This window comes from Burkholderia pyrrocinia, from assembly GCF_022809715.1.
GTDB lineage: Bacteria > Pseudomonadota > Gammaproteobacteria > Burkholderiales > Burkholderiaceae > Burkholderia > Burkholderia pyrrocinia_C.
This window is the reverse complement of record NZ_CP094460.1, coordinates 807,530-826,356: the sequence shown is the minus strand read 5'-3', so window position 1 is coordinate 826,356 and position 18,827 is coordinate 807,530. Positions and strand designations below refer to the sequence as shown.

17 protein-coding genes and 3 pseudogenes are annotated in these 18,827 nt (G+C 65.6%); 11 read left to right on the top strand and 9 right to left on the bottom strand.

What is annotated here, in order from left to right:
* The first annotated feature begins 15 nt into the window (after positions 1–15).
* From MRS60_RS20490 to MRS60_RS20470, 5 genes and pseudogenes are all read left to right on the top strand, one after another.
* Complete coding sequence (locus tag MRS60_RS20490) at positions 16–264, top strand: hypothetical protein (RefSeq protein WP_034180175.1); 249 nt, start codon at positions 16–18, stop codon at positions 262–264.
* A gap of 434 nt (positions 265–698) precedes the next feature.
* Positions 699–1,343 (top strand): DUF1326 domain-containing protein, encoded by a 645-nt coding sequence (locus MRS60_RS20485; RefSeq protein ID WP_034180174.1) that lies wholly within the window; start codon positions 699–701, stop codon positions 1,341–1,343.
* Positions 1,340–2,131, top strand: coding sequence for a DUF2182 domain-containing protein (locus MRS60_RS20480; protein WP_243566548.1), 792 nt, complete (start codon positions 1,340–1,342; stop codon positions 2,129–2,131). The genes MRS60_RS20485 and MRS60_RS20480 overlap by 4 nt, the downstream gene beginning before the upstream one ends.
* A gap of 374 nt (positions 2,132–2,505) precedes the next feature.
* Positions 2,506–3,708 (top strand): collagen-like triple helix repeat-containing protein, encoded by a 1,203-nt coding sequence (locus tag MRS60_RS20475; RefSeq protein ID WP_243566547.1) that lies wholly within the window; start codon positions 2,506–2,508, stop codon positions 3,706–3,708.
* Between the two features lie 9 nt (positions 3,709–3,717).
* Positions 3,718–3,961, top strand: a pseudogene (locus MRS60_RS20470) (IS5/IS1182 family transposase); the annotation flags it as partial.
* Positions 3,962–3,981: 20 nt separating this feature from the next.
* On the opposite strand, the gene MRS60_RS20465 reads toward MRS60_RS20470, so the two are convergent.
* Together MRS60_RS20465 and MRS60_RS20460 are read right to left on the bottom strand one after the other, a co-directional pair.
* A complete protein-coding gene (locus MRS60_RS20465; protein WP_243566546.1) occupies positions 3,982–4,644 on the bottom strand; it encodes a DUF4410 domain-containing protein in 663 nt (220 codons plus the stop codon).
* Between the two features lie 370 nt (positions 4,645–5,014).
* The gene (locus MRS60_RS20460; protein WP_034180170.1) at positions 5,015–5,476 is read right to left on the bottom strand and encodes an Lrp/AsnC family transcriptional regulator; all 462 of its coding nucleotides are present in this window, start codon (positions 5,474–5,476) and stop codon (positions 5,015–5,017) included.
* 114 nt (positions 5,477–5,590) lie between these two features.
* On the opposite strand from MRS60_RS20460, the gene MRS60_RS20455 reads away from it, so the two are divergent.
* Positions 5,591–6,223 carry a LysE family translocator gene (locus MRS60_RS20455; protein ID WP_243566545.1) on the top strand — a complete coding sequence of 211 codons (633 nt, stop codon included), beginning with the start codon at positions 5,591–5,593 and terminating at the stop codon, positions 6,221–6,223.
* Positions 6,224–6,294: 71 nt separating this feature from the next.
* Here MRS60_RS20455 and MRS60_RS20450 read toward each other — a convergent pair whose 3' ends face one another.
* The 4 genes from MRS60_RS20450 to MRS60_RS20435 all read right to left on the bottom strand — a co-directional run bounded on the left by MRS60_RS20450 (position 6,295) and on the right by MRS60_RS20435 (position 8,893).
* A complete protein-coding gene (locus MRS60_RS20450) occupies positions 6,295–6,543 on the bottom strand; it encodes a hypothetical protein (protein WP_243566544.1) in 249 nt (82 codons plus the stop codon).
* Between the two features lie 119 nt (positions 6,544–6,662).
* The gene (locus MRS60_RS20445; protein ID WP_243566543.1) at positions 6,663–7,637 is read right to left on the bottom strand and encodes a threo-3-hydroxy-L-aspartate ammonia-lyase; all 975 of its coding nucleotides are present in this window, start codon (positions 7,635–7,637) and stop codon (positions 6,663–6,665) included.
* Positions 7,638–7,688: 51 nt separating this feature from the next.
* Positions 7,689–8,327, bottom strand: coding sequence for a helix-turn-helix transcriptional regulator (locus MRS60_RS20440; RefSeq protein WP_034180166.1), 639 nt, complete (start codon positions 8,325–8,327; stop codon positions 7,689–7,691).
* 50 nt (positions 8,328–8,377) lie between these two features.
* Positions 8,378–8,893 carry a YbaK/prolyl-tRNA synthetase associated domain-containing protein gene (locus MRS60_RS20435; protein ID WP_131948972.1) on the bottom strand — a complete coding sequence of 172 codons (516 nt, stop codon included), beginning with the start codon at positions 8,891–8,893 and terminating at the stop codon, positions 8,378–8,380.
* Positions 8,894–9,139: 246 nt separating this feature from the next.
* On the opposite strand from MRS60_RS20435, the gene MRS60_RS20430 reads away from it, so the two are divergent.
* Positions 9,140–9,328 carry a hypothetical protein gene (locus MRS60_RS20430; RefSeq protein WP_034180926.1) on the top strand — a complete coding sequence of 63 codons (189 nt, stop codon included), beginning with the start codon at positions 9,140–9,142 and terminating at the stop codon, positions 9,326–9,328.
* A 284-nt stretch (positions 9,329–9,612) separates the two neighbouring features.
* On the opposite strand, the gene MRS60_RS20425 is transcribed toward MRS60_RS20430, so the two are convergent.
* Positions 9,613–10,554, bottom strand: a complete 942-nt coding sequence (locus MRS60_RS20425) for a LysR substrate-binding domain-containing protein (RefSeq protein ID WP_243566542.1) — start codon at positions 10,552–10,554, stop codon at positions 9,613–9,615.
* Positions 10,555–10,635: 81 nt separating this feature from the next.
* Here MRS60_RS20425 and MRS60_RS20420 point away from each other — a divergent pair, with 81 nt between their 5' ends.
* A complete protein-coding gene (locus MRS60_RS20420) occupies positions 10,636–11,034 on the top strand; it encodes a nuclear transport factor 2 family protein (protein ID WP_034180925.1) in 399 nt (132 codons plus the stop codon).
* Positions 11,035–11,184: 150 nt separating this feature from the next.
* On the opposite strand, the pseudogene MRS60_RS35040 reads toward MRS60_RS20420, so the two are convergent.
* Positions 11,185–11,508, bottom strand: a pseudogene (locus tag MRS60_RS35040) (EthD domain-containing protein); the annotation flags it as partial.
* A gap of 205 nt (positions 11,509–11,713) precedes the next feature.
* On the opposite strand from MRS60_RS35040, the pseudogene MRS60_RS20415 reads away from it, so the two are divergent.
* Positions 11,714–11,974 (top strand): annotated as a pseudogene (locus MRS60_RS20415) (SDR family oxidoreductase); the annotation flags it as partial.
* A gap of 527 nt (positions 11,975–12,501) precedes the next feature.
* The gene (locus MRS60_RS20410; protein WP_243566541.1) at positions 12,502–14,367 is read left to right on the top strand and encodes a phosphoenolpyruvate carboxykinase (GTP); all 1,866 of its coding nucleotides are present in this window, start codon (positions 12,502–12,504) and stop codon (positions 14,365–14,367) included.
* A 297-nt stretch (positions 14,368–14,664) separates the two neighbouring features.
* On the opposite strand, the gene MRS60_RS20405 is transcribed toward MRS60_RS20410, so the two are convergent.
* Positions 14,665–16,329 carry an acid phosphatase gene (locus MRS60_RS20405; protein WP_034180162.1) on the bottom strand — a complete coding sequence of 555 codons (1,665 nt, stop codon included), beginning with the start codon at positions 16,327–16,329 and terminating at the stop codon, positions 14,665–14,667.
* A gap of 472 nt (positions 16,330–16,801) precedes the next feature.
* Here MRS60_RS20405 and ftsH point away from each other — a divergent pair, with 472 nt between their 5' ends.
* Positions 16,802–18,775: an ATP-dependent zinc metalloprotease FtsH gene (ftsH, locus tag MRS60_RS20400; RefSeq protein WP_105391922.1), complete on the top strand. Its 1,974-nt coding sequence runs from the start codon at positions 16,802–16,804 to the stop codon at positions 18,773–18,775.
* Positions 18,776–18,827: the final 52 nt, after the last annotated feature.

Here is an 18,827-nt window from a genome sequence, read left to right as displayed (position 1 = left end):
ACGCCTTCAGCGCCAATGAAAACGAGCATACGCCTGCGGGTCGCCGTCATTACCTCCGCCTTTGCGGTTTTCAACGTCTACATGCACATTCAGCAGTTCATCAGCGGCTGCATATGGGTCAGGGGCCATCATCGCTGCAGTTTCGAAAACAGCGCGAATTTCGAAGGCTGGATGGATCTCGACCTGCTGGTCACGTGCTGCTGGGTCGCCGGCGCCGTGATGGGCTGGGTGGCCGTCGCAGAGGCGGCGAGAAAGCCGGGTTAACGGGCGACACCCGTGTTCGTGTTCGACGAATCGGCTGCAACATGACGCTCGATCGAATCGACTCTGTCAATCCGTGACTACGCGTATTCGCTGGCCGGCGGCGAAGCCGCTCTTGATTCCGCTCTTGATTCAATCGAACCGGAAATGAACTCGCGAGCTGCTGTCGGCGGAAGAGATCGCGGCGATCCTCGGCGAGTGTTTCCGCGCGGCGCGAGTGCCGCGTGGTGTGCGATCGTCGCGTCGCTGTTCGTGTGAGATCCGGGTGCGACGACGGTGGCCGGAACCGCCTTCGTCGAGTCGTTCGGAACGTCACGCGTGAGGCCGGAACGCACGGGTTTCACGCGTCGAACCGGCCTTCCATTCCGGCTTTGATTTCCCCAGTGCCGTGCACTAGATTCGAAGCGTTCCTATGTCACCGAGCGCGAGGTGGAGTCATGACTCCGTGGGAAATTCAGGGTACCGAATTGATCAGTTGCAATTGCTCATACGGTTGTCCTTGCCAGTTCAGTGCGTTGCCGACCAACGGCAATTGCGAAGCGATGGGCGCGATTTCGATCGACAGCGGCCACTACGGCGACGTGGTGCTCGACGGCGTCAGGATCGCTGTCGTGTTTCAGTGGCCGGGGGCGGTCCACGAAGGCAAGGGCAAGTGCCAGCCGATCGTCGACGAGCGCGCCAGCCCGGCACAGCGCGAAGCGGTGCTGAAGATCATGACCGGTCAGGATACCGATCCGTTTGCGACGATGTTCTCGGTGTATGCGTCGACGCTCGAGCACGCGTTCGAGCCGATCTTCACGAAGATCGATTTCGACGTCGATGTCGATGCGCGGCGCGGCCGGATTCATGTCGACGGCGTGTTCGACGTTGCGGGCGATCCGATTCTCAACCCGGTGACGGGCGCCGAGCATCGCGCGCGAATCGACCTGCCGAACGGCTTCGAATACGAGCTTGCCGAGATCGGTTCGGGCACGGGGCGCTCGCAAGGCAACATCGCGTTGACGCTCGACGGAACCTACGCGCAGTTCGCGCGGCTGCACATGAACAACCACGGGCTGATCCGGCATCGCGTTGCGGCATGACTCCGTTCGACACCTGGCTCGGGCGCGAGCGCGTCGTCACGCTGCTCGGCATGGCCGCGCTCGTCGGCGCGTGCTGGTTCTATCTGTGGACGGGCGCGGGAACCGGCATGTCGGCGCTGGAGATGACAACGGTCGCGCTCTTTCCGCATCGACTGGCGGCCGGCATGGGCAGCATGGATCCGTCGCTGCCGACCGTGATTGCGATGTGGTGGGTGATGATGATCGCGATGATGACGCCCAGCGCGGCGCCGCTCGTGATGCTGTACCGGCGCGTGCTGCGGCATCGCGGCGCGGACGGCTCGGGTGCCGCGTTCATGTCGGTGTCGCTGCTGGCCGGTTATCTGGCCGCATGGCTCGCGTTCTCGATCGGCGCGGCGTTGCTTCAGGTGCTGCTGCAGCCGGCCGGGCTGATCTCCGCAATGATGCTGTGGTCGAAGAGCGCTGTTCTTTCCGCAGTCGTTCTCGCGCTGGCCGGGCTCTATCAATTCTCGCCGCTGAAACGCGCGTGCCTCCGGCAATGCCGCGCGCCGGCCGGTTTTCTGGTCGCGCACTGGCGTCCGGGCGTCGTCGGCAGTTTCCTGCTCGGCGCGCGCCACGGCATGTATTGCGTGGGCTGCTGCTGGTTGCTGATGGCGCTGCTGTTCGTCGGCGGCGTGATGAATGTCGTCTGGATTGCCGCGCTGTCGCTGTTCGTGTTCGCGGAAAAAATCCTGCCAGGTGGAGACCTTGTCGGGCGCGTGCTGGGCGTCGTGCTGATCGCCTGGGCCGGCGTGACGTTGATCGTTTGAATGGGGCATCCGGGTTCGCAAGTCATTCGCGATGCGCGACTTCCACACGCAGCGGAAACGTCTTCGGGGTAACGGGAGATTTTCAATGAAGCGGCGGCTTGCGCGAGGTGCCGGGGCGGGGGCAAGCGAGGTGCGGTCGCGGCCGTTTTTTCACCGCTCGTGCTACGTAACGCAGGGCCGGTGTTACGTCGGCGTCGCGGGGACGCGAGGGCGGATCGAACCGCAGGGCTGGACTCGCATGCGATGCGTCGTGCCGGAAAGTGCCGTCAGGAAAGCCGCTACGGCGCGGTTGAGGAATTGTTAACGAAGCCGACGAAGATGGCACGGTAGATGCTTGCTGGAATGTTCGCGCTGAATAGCTGACGGGGACTTCCATGCAAAATCATTTCATCAAGGCGAACGTTGCGCTCGCCGCCATTGCCGCGGCGTGTGCGCTGGCCGCGTGCGGCGGCAGCGACGTTACGGCGCCGAAACTGGCCGGTAACAACATCGGAACGAGTACGAGCGGCACGAGCGGGAGCAGCGGCACGAGCGGGAGCAGCGGCACGAGCGGGAGCAGTGGCACGAGCGGGAGCAGTGGTACAAGCGGAACCAGCGGAACCAGCGGAACCAGCGGAACCAGCGGAACCAGCGGGACTAGCGGGACCAGTGGCACAAGCGGAACCAGCAGCGGCACCAGCGGAATCGGAGGCACCAGCGGGACCAGCGGCACGCCCAGCACCAACGGCATCGTCAGCTCGGTCGGCTCCGTCGTCACGGACGTGGGCGTCACGATAGGCGGCGCGAGCCTGCCCGGCGGCGTCAGCAAGGGCGTGACCGCCGGGCCGGCCGACACGGTCACCGGCGTCGGCACGATCGTCCGCGATACGTCGAACGCCGTGAGCAACGGCATCGGCCAGATCGGCTTCACGCCGAACCCGGTCGGCACGACGGTCGCCGGCCTCGGCACCATCGTCGGCTCGACCAGCAATCCGGTTAGCGGTCTCGGCGAAACGGTGAAGGCGCTCGGCTCCGGTCCGCTGTCGCCGCTGGCGCCGATCACGACGCCGGTCGGCGGCCTGCTCGACACGGTGGCCGGCGGTCTGAAGTCGGGCGGCACCATGCTCGGCTCGGCCCTGTCGTCGGGCCCGGTCCAGCAGGCGACGCAGGCGCTCAGCACGGCGATCACCCCGCTCGTGACGACAGCAGGCCAACTCACGCAACAGGTCGGCACGGCAACCGGCCTCGGCCAGCCGGTCGCCGGCCTGCTCGGGCAGGTCGGCAGCGCAATCACGTCCGCCGGATGGAAGGTGACGTCTACGTCGCCGCAGCCGGTCGTCAGCGGTGTCGGTGACCTCGTCCGTGCCGTCGGCAATACGGTCACCAATGCGGGCGGGCTCGTGAATCCGAGCGGCGCGAATGGCGCGGTGCCGATCGCCGGCCTGGTGACGAGTGTGGTCGGCGGCATGCCGGCGCCCGTGCACGACGGTTCCGCGACCGGCACGGGTGGCACCACGCCGTTGGGCGGTAGCGGCAATCCGCTCGCGCCGGTGACGTCGCTGGTGGGCGGCCTGCTCGGCGGCGCGGTCGGCAAATAGCCGATCGGCGCCGAACGTCACAGAGGCAACCGGCCAAATGGCCTTGGAGACGGCTTCAGCATCGCCCGACGCGGGAAACCTGACGGCAGCGGTCCCGGGAAGGTCCGTTGGGTCGTTGAACGCACGCACGCTCGGTTTGCATCATTTCCGGCATCCTCGCATTCGTTTCGAGCGACGTGCCGACATCCACGAAGCGCTTCTTAAACCCGGCTGCCGCATGATCTGCTGGAACACCTCACGGCGATCGTTATGAAACCGCCTCTTGGCCTCACCTTAATGCGGCCGTGCCGCCGCATGCTGCTGCAGCGCCTCCAGGTGCTCGATGATCTGATTGGCGATTTCCTTCGCCAATGAATCGACCGCGATCGTCCCCTCGACTTTCTTGACGACGAACTTTGCCGCAACGATGTACGGATTCCAGCTCGCCACCGTGCCCTGCGCCTTGATCGCATCCTTCACGCCGATGATCGCAAACGGCACGTTGGAGTCCCCAGCCGCGTCGGCGATCGTCACTGAGACTTCCGTGTTCGGGTTGCCGTCGTCCGAGCCGCCTTGCAGCAGCGACTGAATGCGGCCGCTCGGGACGCGTGAATAGAAAACGCCGCCGATCAGCCAGCCCGATGCGTGCATCGGCAATGGCTCGCCGGGTGCGAGATAACGCGCGGTGACGCCCGCGTTGCTTAGCTGCTGGACGATGGCCTTCGCCAACGCACCTGCATTCTGGCTAGCCGACCTCCCGTGCGTGATCGCGCGCGAACGGGACAGCAAGCGCCCCGAGCCGTTGCTTTCTTGAACGACCTGGAAAGCCCGCACGTACATGACCGGTGTGGCAGGCGCGACGTCCGAGCCGCGCGCGGCCGGCTGCTGCGCGTGCGCGAAACTCGTCGCAAACCAAATGATGAACGCGGCAAAAACTGCCTGATTGAGCTTTCTCATTGTTTTCGCCCATTTTTCAAGATTGGAACGAGGGCCAGCTTATGAGCGTGAATACGGGGCGTCAACCTTGCAATTACCCACAACCTGCGAAAGCAGGTCAATAAGTGTTTTGAGTAAACGACTTTGAAGATTGAGCATTAGGTATATCTGCGCTTGGAACCGAGGGATGGATTCTTTTCCCTCTTATTTCAAACGCAGAGCTGCAACGATTCGCAGCGCTCGCCCGTCTTGATGACGACAAGTTGAGCCCTATCCAGACGCCATCGGCTGAGTTGTCGACCATTGCTACCCGTCTCTTGGTCGGCCGACCGTCACCGGTCGCCCAGGGTTCCAGCCGGGATCTTCCGGCCGGCCATTAAAACGCGGCCAGCTACTTGCGGCCGTCATCGAACTTCGACGGCGGCCGCGCCAGCCCGCGCGCCGGCAGCGGCGTCGACATCACGATCGACGTGCGCGTTTCGCCGTACAGGTTGATGCGTTCGATCAGTTGCTCGAGGTGGGTCATGCTGGTGGCGACGAACCGCATGACATACGAGTCGGCGCCCGTCACGTGATGGCATTCGACGACTTCGGGAATCGTCTCCAGCAACTTGAGGAATTTCGCTTTCGCCGGCTGCGGCACCGTGATGCCGATCAGCGCACTCACCGGATAGCCGGCTGCGGCCGGGTTGATCCGGGCCGTGTAGCCCTCGATGACGCCGGCCGTTTCAAGGCGCTTCACGCGTTCCGTCACCGCCGGCACCGACAGGTGAACCTGGCGGGCCAGCTCCGTATAGCTGATGCGGCCGTTGGCCTGCAACAGCGCGAGTATCTTCCAGTCCAGATCGTCCATCGCGGCGTTTTTTTAAGGCAGAACGGCTATTTTTCCTTAAAAACCGCATTCAGCGGCGACCGGACTTTCCCTACGATGCCTGTTCAACCCATTGCATGTCGCAAGGAGCAGGCGATGCTGTTCATCAAGTCCGTCGTAATGGGGCTGTCGATCGCGGTGCCGGTCGGCCCGATCGGCATGCTGTGCATTCAGCGCAGCCTGAGCCGCGGCTTTCAGGCGGGGTTCGCGACGGGTGTCGGCGCCGCGTGCGCCGACGCGATCTATGGCCTGCTCGGCGGGCTGGGCATCGCGGGCATCGTCACCGCATTCCCGATGCTGACCGTCGGCCTGAAGATCGGCGGCGGCGCGTTCCTCGTGTGGCTGGCGTGGACCATCGCGCGCCAGGCGCCGGCCGCGTCGACGCAGCAACGCGACCTGCCGCGCACGACTGTCCTGCGCGATTTCCTGACGACGTTCGGCCTCACGCTGTCGAACCCGATGACGATCCTGTCGTTCGTCGGGATTTTCGCGGCGCTCGGCCCGTTGTCGGGCGCGCGGGAAGGTGCGATGTGGCCGGCCGTGTCTCTGATGGTCGCCGGCGTGTTCATCGGTTCCGCAACGTGGTGGCTGTGCCTGAGCGGCGCGACCGCCGCGCTGCGCACGAAGATGTCGTTCGCGTTCATGCACGGGCTGTCGCGCGTGTCGGCCGTCGTCGTCGCGGCATTCGGCGCGATCCAGTTGGTCGCGGGCGTGCGCGGCGTCATCTAGGTGAGCGATCCGTCGCTGCCGTCGTTCCGACAATGACGACCGCGCGCGGCAGCGCCGGCCGGCACGCGCCGTTACATGCGGGTGCCGGCGTGCGTGCGGCCGCTCGGGTCGCCGCCGCGGTCGGGCGGTGTATTGTTCTGATCGATCTTCGCGAGCACGAAGCCGGCGGCCGGCAGCGCGCCGGGCGCACGATGGGGCGCCTGCGCGACTGCTTCGTGCGGCGATGCGGCGGGAAAAACGGCTGACGTAACGCCCGGTTGAGCGAACGCCGAAAGGGAAACGGCCGCCAGGGCGGCGGCGACGATCGCGTGCGTGTTCATGATACGGCTCCTTCACGACTGACTTCAGGACAACGTAATCAGTCTAGGGCGCGAAACTTAACGCGTCGTGAAGGAGCGGCGGCGCGCAGATGACAGGATGTTCATGCGCATCGCGACGTTCATGCCGATGTCGATACCAGCGCGCAGAAGTTCTCGAGATCGACGTTGCCGCCGCTGATCACCACGCCGACACGCTTGCCTTGCAGCTGGTCCTTCATTCGTCGCACGGCGGCGAACGACAGGCAGCCGGTCGGCTCGACGACAATCTTCATACGCGTCGCGAAGATGCGCATGCAGTCGACGAGTTCGGCGTCCGTCGCGGTCAGGATGTCGTCGACGTCGCGGCGGATGATCGGGAACGTCAGGTTGCCGAGGTGCTGCGTCTGCGCGCCGTCGGCGATCGTGCGCGGTGTGTCGATATGCACGATCGCGCCCGACCGGAACGATTGCTGGCCGTCGTTACCGGCTTCCGGCTCGACGCCGTACAACGTCGCGTGCGGCGACAGCGCACGCGTGGCCAGCGCGGTGCCCGACAGCAGCCCACCGCCGCCGAGCGGCGTGAATACCGCGTCGAGCGGCCCGACTTCGTCGAACAGTTCCTTCGCCGCCGTGCCCTGGCCGGCGATCACGTCCGGATGGTCGTAGGGCGGGACCAGCGTGAGCCCGTGCTTCTCCGCAAGGTCGCGCCCGATCTGCTCGCGATCCTCGGTATAGCGGTCGTAGGTCACGACGTTGCCGCCATAGCCGCGCGTCGCGGCCATCTTCGCGGCCGGCGCATCCTGCGGCATCACGATCGTCGCCGGGATGCCGAGGATGCGCGCCGACAGCGCGATCGCCTGCGCATGGTTGCCGGACGAGAATGCGACGACGCCGTTGCGGCGCTGCTCGGCGTCGAAGCGCGACAGCGCGTTGAACGCGCCGCGGAACTTGAATGCGCCCATGCGCTGCAGGTTCTCGCACTTGAAGAACACCTGCGCGCCGAGCGCCTCGTCGATCGTCCGCGACGTCATCACCGGCGTGCGGTGCGCATGGCCTTCGAGCCGGGCCGCGGCGGCGGCAACGTCGTCGTACGTGGGGAGAGTCGGAGAGTTCATGGTCGTTCGAGGGTCGGAAAATTTAGTCAACATGAAAGCAGTGCGCTTGCCTCATTTCGCATCGTTGTACACGGTCGCGCGCGATACGCCGAGGTGCTGCGACACGATCTCCATCGCGCGGCGCACTTCGAGAAAGCCGTCGGCCTTCAGCGTGTGCATCAGCTCGCGACGCTGGTCGGTCTTCAGTTCGCGCGGCGTCGTCGCGAGGCGCGTCGCGAACGCGTCGATGCGTTGCCGGATCGCGTCCGCACCGGCCGGGTCGAGCGTTTCGGCGACGGTCTCGCCGTCCGTGCTGCAGAACTGGTTCAGCATGCCCTGGAAGCCGCGGAACAGCGTGACGTCGGCATTCAGGCACAGCGCGGCCACGTAGCGCCCGGTCGAATCCTTGATGCCGATCGACGTGCTTTTCGCGGTGCGGCCGTCGGCGAAGCGGTTCGGGTAGTTCGCGAGCACCTGCGGGAAATCGTCGTCCTCGATGCGGGCGAGGCCGAGCTCGGTCGCGGGGTCGCCGACCGCGCGTCCGGACAGGTTGTTGTGGATCGCGAGGATCGCGTGCTTCGGCGTGCGCAGGTCGTGGACCACGACCTCGGTGAACGGCGCGAACATCTCGCCGAGCCCTTCGGCGATGCGCTGAACCTGTTCGATCAGCGATGCCTGCTCCGACTGCGCTTTGTTCCGGGTGGTGGTCATGGTGGGCTCGCGTTCAGGTTTCGGATCGATGCGACGGTTTCGGGAAACGGTCAACCGGCGTGTTCCTGGTCGGCTGTCGTTTCCGGCCGCGTGATGTCGGCCAGCAGCGGGCGCGCGATCCGCACGTAGTCGGCCGCATCGAGCACGACCGAGCGATCGAGGCGGCCCGCGTTGAACGCGATCTCGTCGTTGCGTTCGACCAGCGCGGGATCGACGACGAGCGTCACGTTGCCGTCGAACACGAACGGCGGCACGGCGCCCATCACGCAGCGGGTAACGGCGGCCGCGACATCGGGTGACGCGAGCGTCGCCTTGCGGCGGCCGACGGCGTCCGCGACCTTGCGGAAATCTATCTTCAGGTGGCCGGGGATCACGGCGAGCGCGGTCGTGTCGCCGCCGTCCTTGAACGTGCACAGCATCGCCTTCGCGCCCTGTTCGGGGCGCGTGCCGCGGATCGCGGCGATGATGTCGGATTTACCTTCCGCCGGGTGCTCCAGCACGCGGAAACGGGCGCCGGACGTGGTCAGCAGGTCGCAAAGCGTGTCGAAAACGGGGTAGTCGTTCATGTCGCTCATGTCGTTCCGGGCGGGCTTGTCGATGGATTGTCCAATTATAGACGTTTTGTCATGAAAGCAAGCGTCTATCGTTGAGCTGGTCCTTTGACGCACGCAGGATGACCTTTGGCGTAACTGCGGTCACGGAGGATGACGAATCTTGACGGCAGATCAATTCGACTGCCGGGGTTGCATACGGAATCATGGAAGCTAGACTGGAAGTTCCCCATGCAAACCATGGAGGGAGGCATGACGACCATGACGACCATCTATGTCGTGAAGACCGGTGAGCAGTTCCTCTGCACCGGTGAGGATGGCGACATCGGCATGGCACCGGTGATTGAAGACGCCATGTCCTTTCTGTCGTATGAGGAAGCGAAAAAAGCGGCGAACGAGAACGCCGACCCCGGATACGAAATCGTGACCGTCGACATCACCGTCCGCTGACGCGGAGTTCGTTGCCGGGCGCTCGGTGACGGCGGGTGCCAGCAATTTTGCTTGCTCCATGCGATATGGTGACCGGTTGGCTGCGTCCAAAATCATCTGCGAACAGGCTACATCGCGCATCGAGATTCGCACGATGCGGCCAACCGAATACCGCCGCAGTGCGGGCGCCACCGCCTCGCGAGCACGGTGCGGCGTTGTCCCGGTTCGGCCAAAACCCGTCCTTCGCACGTGACTCGGGTGGAACATGTGAATGTCGGCTCGGCTACGAGACTTTCGTCTATCGGTCAGTCTTCTCGCGCAAGACGTAGCAGGATGTCGGCGAGGGCACGAATTTTCGGTTGTGCCGCCCGTTGGGGCGGGTAGACGAGGAAGTAGGAAAGGCCGTTTCGAACCACGTCCCGAAACGGCGTCACCAGATATCCCTCCCGAAGTCGGTCTCTTGCCATCCGCGGATCGCCTATTGCAATTCCGTGTCCTTCCATCGACGCTGCGAGCGTCAATTCGAGGGTATCGAATACGAGTCCACGTCCTGCATCGATCCGGGGTGAGCCAACATGATCGAGCCAGCATCGCCACTCTGCATGACTGGGGCCGGGATGGAGCAAATTGGCGTGCGTAAGGTCGGCTACGGATTGCAGCGATGTTGCCAATATGGGCGCGCACATCGGCGTGAGCGTCTCCTCGAATAACGGAATCGCTTCCATACCGGCCCACTGCCCCGTGCCTCGCACGACGATGGCATCGACGTCGGTCGCAGTGAAATCCGGGGTATCGTGCGCCGATGTCGAGATGCGGAGCTCCGTATCGCCCAGCGCGCGATTGATGTCAGGCAGCCGTGGGAGCAACCAGCGAATTGCAAACGTGGACGGTAACCTCAACGTGAGTACCGAGGTCGTCCCTGCATGGATGTCGGCATGCCGAACCAATTGCGTGAGAACGTTCACCGTGACAGTCAGCAGCGCGCTTCCTTCTGCCGTCAACGTCAGCCCCGACGCGTGACGCACAAAGAGTGCGCACCGATAATGCGCTTCCAGCTGCTGGATCTGGCGGCTCACTGCGCCTTGCGTTCGGCATAGATGGTCCGCGGCCTTGCTGACGCTGCCGAGCTGCGCCGCTGCCACGAATGACTGAAACGCTGTCAACGGCGGCAGGGGGCGCGTAAGGTCAGCCAGCGGATATGCATGCGCTGCATACCCGGATTGCGAATTTTTCGATTGTTCAGTCATCGGTGCGTCGCTATCGTGCGTCTACCGCATGCCCCATTCTTGCGAATGGACGGGTTATCAACGAACGATCGGAGGAAAATTTTGAACTCAACGCCGGAATCACCATACCCGCAACGGGTTCGTGCCTACCTCCGGGAACTGGAGCGAGGTGATGTTGGCGCCATCTGTGCGTTGTTCGCGCCGGAGGCCCTGATTTTCTCGCCGTTTCTCGGCTGGATGCACGCTGAGCCGTTCTTTTCGAAGGTCGCTGCCGCATCGGGAGAGAGCAAGATTACACCAATCGATATCTGCGTCAGCGCGACCGGGGCTCGACGCGCGACGGGTTATTTCATCTACGACTGGGGCCTGAAAGACGGTTCCTCGGTGCGCTTCGAGTGCGTCGACGTGTTCGAGTTCGACGTCGCGGGGCTCATCGAACGGATGATCATCGTCTACGACACGCATCCGATTCGCAGTACGGTCGGCGACAAGTACGCGTAGCCGAGGCGATGGGGGCTGTAACGGTCGGCATCCTGCGACGAATGTCGCTCGATATCGAGGGCTGGCGTCTGCGGGGAGCTTGTCCGCGTGACGTCGAACATCCGCAGGTGGCGGAGTCCGGCTGGGGGCGAGCGTTTTGGGATGAGGCGGGATGGAGCGTCCACGGCTATCCATCATCTCGGCCACATTGCGCTGAAACTTTTCGCCTTCGCCGACCGCATCGAAGAACGCATGCGGATTGGTCATCGCAGCAGCCGGGAAGCATTCCTCGACGATCGCGTTGCAACCGGGCGCCGCATGCGTGAGCGCACGCACGACGACGTTCTGCATTTAAAGGAAGTTGTCCTGCGTATCGATCGCGACGAGCGTGTGATGGTCGTGCTACACATCGAGCAAAGCCTCGTGCGTGAGGCGCGGCGGCCGCTTCAGGAGTGCGAGCTGCGAGAAGCCGGCTTGTCGGCGAGCTGCGCGCGCACCGTTTGGCTCCACAGATCGGGCGCAGCCGGTGCGTCGCGCGGCAGTAATGCGGCATCGACGCGGCGTCCGATCCGCGCCGGCACAAGGAGACGGGATGACCCTCGTCGAATCGCTGGAAACGCGCGTGCGCAGGCTGGAGGATGCCGATGCGATCCGCCGGCTGAAGGCGCGCTATTTCACGTGCTGCGACCGCAAGGACCCGCAGGGCGTGCGCGTGAATTCGATTCATCCGGCCGGCGCGAACACCGCGATGTCGAACCCGGCCGGCGCGCCGCTCGAGGAGATCAACAACCACTATGCGAACGTGCCGCTGCAGCGCGTCGGCCTGCCCGACGAGATCGCACGCGCGACGCTGCTCCTCGCGAGCGACGAAGCGTCGTATTGCAACGGTGCCGAACTGGCCGTCGACGGCGGGATGGCGGCGGGCGCGTATTACCCCGGATTGCCGGGGGCGCCGTTTTGAGCAGTGGCGTACATCACGCGTTGGAGCACGATGTTTGTGTACGCAACCTAATTCAGGGTTTGCCTGAGTAGCGAAAACGAGAATTCGCCGGGTGCGCATGTGCAATTTTCATCCGCGCAACCGGCGGGCCGAACTTGCCGCTTTCGCCAAACGCTTGTCCGACGGACGTTCCCCGCGTTTCGTCCCCGGCAGCGATCGCGTCGACGCAGTCGAAATGACTTTCCTGCAACACATGTGCCTGCACGTCGTGACAGTTGTTTCTTGTTGCAACGCAACGCCCGCTCGATAACGGCGATGGTATGCTGGCCGGCATGGAAGTTGTAAGGCAGGTTGCTGGCATGGCGAAACTCGCGTTCGCATCTTCTAACGAGACATCACATCCTCTCGCCCGCATCGCGGCATCGACACGCGCACAGCTCGCGTGCCCCGCGTTGCGCGTTGCTGCGTCCTGCATTCCGATCGCATTTCCCATCTGGCGGGTTCACCCCGCATCCCCCATTCCCGTCCAATAATCTGGAGACATCCCCATGTCGCAAAACAATCTGGCCGAAGCAACGCACGGCCCGCTGATCGCTCCGCCGGCTTTCGTCAAGCATCGCAAGCTGATCGACTGGGTGTCGCGCATCGCGGCGCTCACGGAGCCCGATCGCGTCGTGTGGTGTGACGGTTCGCAGGAGGAATACGACGCGCTGTGCCAGGCGATGGTCGACCAGGGCACGCTTACGCGCCTGAACCCGGCGAAGCGCCCGAACTCGTATCTCGCGCAATCCGATCCGTCCGACGTTGCACGTGTCGAAGACCGCACGTTCATCTGCGCGGAATCGCGCGACGACGTCGGCCCGACCAACAACTGGGTCGCGCCCACCGAAATGCGCGAGACGCTCGACGAGCTGTTCCGCGGCTCGATGCGCGGCCGCACGCTGTACGTGGTGCCGTTTTCGATGGGCCCGCTCGGCTCGCCGATCGCGCACGTCGGCGTCGAACTGTCCGACAGCCCGTACGTTGTGGTGAACATGCGGATCATGACGCGCATGGGCCGCGACGTGTACGACGTGCTGGGCGAGGACGGCGAGTTCGTGCCGTGCGTGCACAGCGTCGGCCATCCGCTCGAAGCGGGCGAGCAAGACGTGCGGTGGCCGTGCAACCCGGCCAAGTACATCGTGCATTTCCCCGAGACGCGCGAGATCTGGAGCTTCGGTTCGGGCTACGGCGGCAACGCGCTGCTCGGCAAGAAGTGCTTCGCACTGCGCATCGCGTCGACGATGGGCCGCGACCAGGGCTGGCTCGCCGAGCACATGCTGATCCTCGGCGTGACGTCGCCGGCCGGCAAGAAGTATCACGTCGCGGCCGCGTTCCCGTCCGCGTGCGGCAAGACCAACTTCGCGATGCTGATCCCGCCGCAGGGCTTCGACGGCTGGAAGGTCACGACGATCGGCGACGACATCGCGTGGCTGAAACCGGGCCGTGACGGCCGCCTGTATGCGATCAACCCGGAAGCCGGCTTCTTCGGCGTCGCGCCGGGCACCGGCGTGAAGACCAACCCGAACGCGATCTCGACGCTGAAGGAAAACGTGATCTTCACGAACGTCGCGCTGACGGAAGACGGCGACGTGTGGTGGGAAGGGCTGACCGACACGCCGCCTGCGAAGCTGACCGACTGGCAGGGCAACCCGTGGACGCCCGAAATCGGCAAGGAAACGGGCCGCAAGGCCGCGCATCCGAATTCGCGCTTTACGGCGCCGGCCGCGCAGTGCCCGTCGATCGACGCGGACTGGGAGAACCCGGCCGGCGTGCCGATCGACGCGTTCATCTTCGGCGGCCGCCGCTCGACGACGGTACCGCTCGTGACCGAGGCGCGCGACTGGGTCGAAGGCGTGTATATGGCCGCGACGATGGGCTCGGAGACGACCGCCGCGGCAGTCGGCCAGCAGGGCATCGTGCGCCGCGACCCGTTCGCGATGCTGCCGTTCTGCGGCTATAACGTCAGCGATTATTTCGCACACTGGCTGAAGCTCGGCAAGCAGCTCGAAGGCGCGGGCGCCACGTTGCCGAAGATCTACTGCGTGAACTGGTTCCGCAAGGACGCGAACGGCAAGTTCGTCTGGCCTGGCTTCGGCGAGAACATGCGCGTGCTGAAGTGGATGCTCGATCGTCTCGAAGGCACCGGCGGCGGCGGCGAACATGCGTTCGGCGTGTCGCCCGCTTATGAAGACCTGCACTGGGACGGGCTCGATTTCACGCGCGAGCAGTTCGCCGCGGTGACGTCGATGAACGCCGACGAATGGCGCGAGGAGCTGAAACTGCACGCGGCGCTGTTCGACATGCTGAAGCTGCGCTTGCCGGCTGAAATGACCGATACGATGAAGAAGATCGAACAGCGCCTCGGCGGCTGACGATCCGCATCGGCCCATCGATGCATCGACCTTGACGTCCCGCCGCCGGCTTCCATCGCCGGCGGCGGGACGTTTTTGCATCGATGCCGTTTCTCCATCCGCATCTCGCGAAATGCGACGCGGCGGGCCTGTCCACGACGGACATGCGCCGCGCACGCGGCGCGCGACGCATTACGCAGCGCCGCGTAGCGTAGCGTCGCCTGAAATGAACGACGCCCCGGGCAATCGATCGCATTGCCCGGGGCGTCGTCGTTTCAAGCGGTGAAACGGTGAACCGGCTAGGCGACCAACCCGCCGTCAGCCGAGATCGAGCGCATTCGTGAGATCGCCCGGCGGCGTCTCGCCGCGCGCGGCGAACGCGTTGTTGCGCGCGGCCACGCCGTCGAGCGGCGCGAGCCCGTGTACGCGGCTGATGAAGCGCAGGATCGAGTTGGTGTCGTACAGCGTGTGATCGACGAAGCCCTTCTTCGCGAACGGCGAGATCACGAGTGCCGGAATCCGCGAGCCCGGCCCCCAGCGGTCGCCGACCGGCGGCGCGACGTGATCCCACCAGCCGCCGTTCTCGTCGTGCGTCATCACGATCACGGTGTTGTCCCATTGCGGCCCGCGCCGGATATGGTCGATCACGGTCGCGATGTGGCGGTCGCCCGATTCGATGTCCGCGTAACCCGCGTGCATGTTCAGGTTGCCCTGCGGCTTGTAGAACGTGACGGCCGGCAGGCGCCCCGCATCGATGTCGGCGATGAAGCGGTTCGTCGACGCATCGTCGCCGAGCCCTGCATCACGCAGGTGCCGCTGGCGCGCAGCGGTACCCGGCGCGTAGTTGCGGAAGTAGTTGAACGGCTGGTGGTGGTACTGGAAATCGGGCACGGTGCCCGTGTCGCGATGCTCGAGCGCGTATTGCCACGCGCCGCTGTACCACGCCCAGTCGATGTTCTTCTCCGACAGGCGATCGCCGATCGTCGCGTAGCCCTGCGGCGGCAGCACGCGATGGTCGCCCGGATCGGCATACGCGGCATTGCCCGGGTCGGGCGGCGGCACATAGCTCGGCTGGTACGGCGGCGCCATCGTGTTCACGCCGTAGCCGTCGGGCGTCAGCGGGCCGTCTCCCGCGAACTTCGGCGGGCCGTCGAGCGCGGATGCCGGCGAATCGGCGGCGAGCGCGAGGCGTGTGCCGGCCGGATCGTCGCCTTCGACCTTCGACAGCAGCTTCGCCGCCTGCGGATGCTTGTGCGCGTCCGGATACAGCGGCGGCTGCGCGGAAATCAGGAACATGTGGTTCAGCCACGAACCGCCGAAGGCCGCCATGAAGAAGTTGTCGCACAGCGTGTACTGGCGCGCGAGATTCCACAGCCGCAGCGTGTCGGCCGAATTGCGGTAATGGCCCATTACGAGGCCGCCCGAATCGGCCCAGGCGGCGAACTGGTTGTTGCGGCCGGCCGCGATCTGCATCTGGTTCTGGTAGAAGCGGTGCCACAGGTCGCGCGTGATCACGCCGTTCGGCAGCGGCTTGCCCTGCGCGTCGGCGATCCGGAACGGCGCATTCGGCAGCTTGTCGATGTCGCGCTCGGCAATCGCGTAGCGCTTGCCGTCCACTTCCTGCGCCTGCGGCACGAGCCCGCCCCAGATCTTCGGCAGCACGGGCAGCGGCGTCTTGCCGTCGCGGTCGAGCTGCTGCGCGTGCTCGGGCCGCACCTCGCTCAGCGGATGGCGCACGCCCGGGAAATCGCCGTACAGGTTCGCGAAGCTGCGGTTTTCCGCATAGATCACGACGATATGGCGCACGCGCTGGCGCAACGCTTCGTCGATGCGCAGGTCGGCGGCGGAGCGCGGCGCGCTGCCCGGCGTGGTTTCGCAGCCGCCGAGCGCGACACCGGCACCGAGCGCGGCGAGGCCGCCGAGTACGCGGCGGCGGTCGGGATCGGCGGGAAGGTCGTCGGGGCGATCGGGGGTGTCGGTCACGTCGTGGGCTCCTCGAATGAGCAGGTTGGCGGTGTGGATCGATACGCGGCCGCGTCGCTCGGGCTGCCGCGATGCGAAACGGACAGCAACGGCCGGCGTCGCGCAAAAGCAGGTGCGATGCAACTGTCACACAAATGTCATGAACGCGACTATAACGCGGCGGGCGCCGCCGACGAAAGGTGTTTGTCGGACGATTCGACTCGTGCGGCGGGCGATGCGCGACGCCCGCGCGCGAGCTAGACTGAATTCAGGGGCGGCGCGTCGCGGCGTGCCGCCCGGGCGACGATCGCCCGACGGTGCCGGCCGACGGCGCCGCCGCGGCGTCATCGAGGCGACGAGGCGAGGCGACACAGCGAGGCGACGATGGCGCGGATGGATGCCGTTTCCGCATGGCTGCCGATGCCGTACGCCGGTCGCGTGCGGTTGTCCGAGTGAGTGCGCGCCGCACCGCGCGTGCGGCAGGCTCGATGCCATGGACAAGAAATTCGACTACCCGGGATTGCTGATCGCGGCGGGCTTCTTCGTGCTGTTCGCCGCGCAGTTGCTGATGCTGCACCCGGCTTCGGCGCCGATTGCGTACAGCGATTTCCACCAGCTTGTCGCCGCGCGGCTAGTCGACGATCTCGAGGTCGGCCCCGCGTCGATCACGGGTACGTTGAAGATGCCGCAGGCCGGCACGATGCTGCCGGCGTCCGAAGCCGCGGCCGTGCAGCAGGCCGGCGCGCCGTGGCGCTTCACGACCAACCGCGTGACCGACGAGCACCTGACCGACACGCTGACCGCCGCCGGCATCCGCTATCACGGCACGCCCGACACGAGCTGGATCGCGTCGCTTGCCTCGTGGCTGCTGCCGCTCGTGCTGTTCGTGTTCGTGTGGAACATGATGCTGCGCAGGCGCGGCGGGCTGCAGGATTTCACCGGGATGGGCAAGAGCCGCGCGCGCGTGTACGTGCAGCAGGAAACCGGCATCACGTTCGACGACATCGCGGGCATCGACGAAGCGAAGGCCGAGCTGCAGCAGCTCGTCTCGTTCCTGCGCAACCCCGACCGCTACCAGCGGCTCGGCGGCAAGATTCCGAAGGGCGTGCTCGTGGTCGGCGCGCCGGGCACCGGCAAGACGCTGCTCGCGCGCGCGGTGGCCGGAGAGGCGGCCGTGCCGTTCTTCTCGATCAGCGGCTCGGCGTTCGTCGAGATGTTCGTCGGCGTCGGCGCCGCGCGTGTGCGCGACCTGTTCGAGCAGGCCCAGCAGAAGGCGCCGTGCATCGTGTTCGTCGACGAACTCGATGCGCTCGGCAAGGTGCGCGGCGTCGGTCCGATGTCGGGCAACGACGAACGCGAGCAGACGCTCAACCAGCTGCTCGTCGAGATGGACGGCTTCCAGGCCGGCTCCGGCGTGATCATCATGGCCGCGACGAACCGGCCGGAGATTCTCGATCCCGCGCTGCTGCGGCCGGGACGCTTCGATCGCCACATCGCGATCGACCGGCCCGACGTGAATGGCCGCCGGCAGATCCTCGGCGTGCACGTGAAGCACGTGAAGCTCGCGGCCGAGGTCGATCTCGGCGAACTCGCGTCGCGCACGCCGGGCTTCGTCGGCGCCGATCTCGCGAACGTCGTCAACGAGGCCGCGCTGCATGCGGCCGAACTCGGCAAGCCGGCGATCGGCATGGCCGACTTCGACGAGGCGATCGATCGCGCATTGACGGGCCTCGAGCGCAAGAGCCGCGTGATGAACGAGCAGGAGAAGCTGACCATCGCGTATCACGAGGCCGGCCATGCGCTCGTCGCGGAAAGCCGCGCGCACTGCGATCCGGTGAAGAAGGTGTCGATCATTCCGCGCGGCGTCGCCGCGCTCGGCTATACGCAGCAGGTGCCGACCGAGGATCGCTACGTGCTGCGCAGGAGCGAGCTGCTCGACCGGATCGACGCGCTGCTTGGCGGGCGCGTCGCCGAAGAGCTCGTGTTCGGCGACGTGTCGACGGGCGCGCAGAACGATCTCGAGCGCGCGACCGCGATGGCGCGCCACATGGTCATGCAGTACGGGATGAGCGAGAAGATCGGGCTCGCGACGTTCGACGACGGCGATGCACGCCAGGGCATGCCCGGCGCATGGCATGCGGGCGCCGGACGCTGCAGCGAGCACACGGCACGGATGATCGACGACGAGGTGCACGCGCTGCTGGCCGACGCGCATGCGCGGGTCGCGGCGACGCTCGGCGAAGGGCGCGATGCGCTCGAACGCATCGCGCGACGGCTGCTGCAATGCGAGGTGCTCGAACGCGACGCGCTGCAGGCGCTGATCGACGGGCGCATCGAACCGTCGTCCACAACGACGGCACCCGGTGATGAAGCCGGTCCGCGCGGCGACGCGCTCGCGCCGGAGCAGGCGTCGGCAGTCGAGCGCGATTTCGTCGCGTACGGGCCGCCGCGCGAACCCGAGCGCTGAACGCGCCGCAATCCTGCGGCCGGCGCGTGTCGATGCGGCGATGCGCCGGAAT

Coding starts and splice junctions, on each gene's coding strand:
- MRS60_RS20480 (WP_243566548.1), top strand. CDS start 1,340: ATGACTCCGTTCGACACCTGGCTCGGGCGCGAGCGCGTCGTCACGCTG.
- MRS60_RS20490 (WP_034180175.1), top strand. CDS start 16: ATGAAAACGAGCATACGCCTGCGGGTCGCCGTCATTACCTCCGCCTTT.
- ftsH (WP_105391922.1), top strand. CDS start 16,802: ATGGACAAGAAATTCGACTACCCGGGATTGCTGATCGCGGCGGGCTTC.
- MRS60_RS20450 (WP_243566544.1), bottom strand. CDS start 6,543: ATGAACACGCACGCGATCGTCGCCGCCGCCCTGGCGGCCGTTTCCCTT.
- MRS60_RS20465 (WP_243566546.1), bottom strand. CDS start 4,644: ATGAGAAAGCTCAATCAGGCAGTTTTTGCCGCGTTCATCATTTGGTTT.
- MRS60_RS20440 (WP_034180166.1), bottom strand. CDS start 8,327: ATGACCACCACCCGGAACAAAGCGCAGTCGGAGCAGGCATCGCTGATC.
- MRS60_RS20460 (WP_034180170.1), bottom strand. CDS start 5,476: ATGGACGATCTGGACTGGAAGATACTCGCGCTGTTGCAGGCCAACGGC.
- MRS60_RS20485 (WP_034180174.1), top strand. CDS start 699: ATGACTCCGTGGGAAATTCAGGGTACCGAATTGATCAGTTGCAATTGC.
- MRS60_RS20435 (WP_131948972.1), bottom strand. CDS start 8,893: ATGAACGACTACCCCGTTTTCGACACGCTTTGCGACCTGCTGACCACG.
- MRS60_RS20475 (WP_243566547.1), top strand. CDS start 2,506: ATGCAAAATCATTTCATCAAGGCGAACGTTGCGCTCGCCGCCATTGCC.
- MRS60_RS20410 (WP_243566541.1), top strand. CDS start 12,502: ATGTCGCAAAACAATCTGGCCGAAGCAACGCACGGCCCGCTGATCGCT.
- MRS60_RS20425 (WP_243566542.1), bottom strand. CDS start 10,554: ATGACTGAACAATCGAAAAATTCGCAATCCGGGTATGCAGCGCATGCA.
- MRS60_RS20430 (WP_034180926.1), top strand. CDS start 9,140: ATGACGACCATCTATGTCGTGAAGACCGGTGAGCAGTTCCTCTGCACC.
- MRS60_RS20455 (WP_243566545.1), top strand. CDS start 5,591: ATGCTGTTCATCAAGTCCGTCGTAATGGGGCTGTCGATCGCGGTGCCG.
- MRS60_RS20445 (WP_243566543.1), bottom strand. CDS start 7,637: ATGAACTCTCCGACTCTCCCCACGTACGACGACGTTGCCGCCGCCGCG.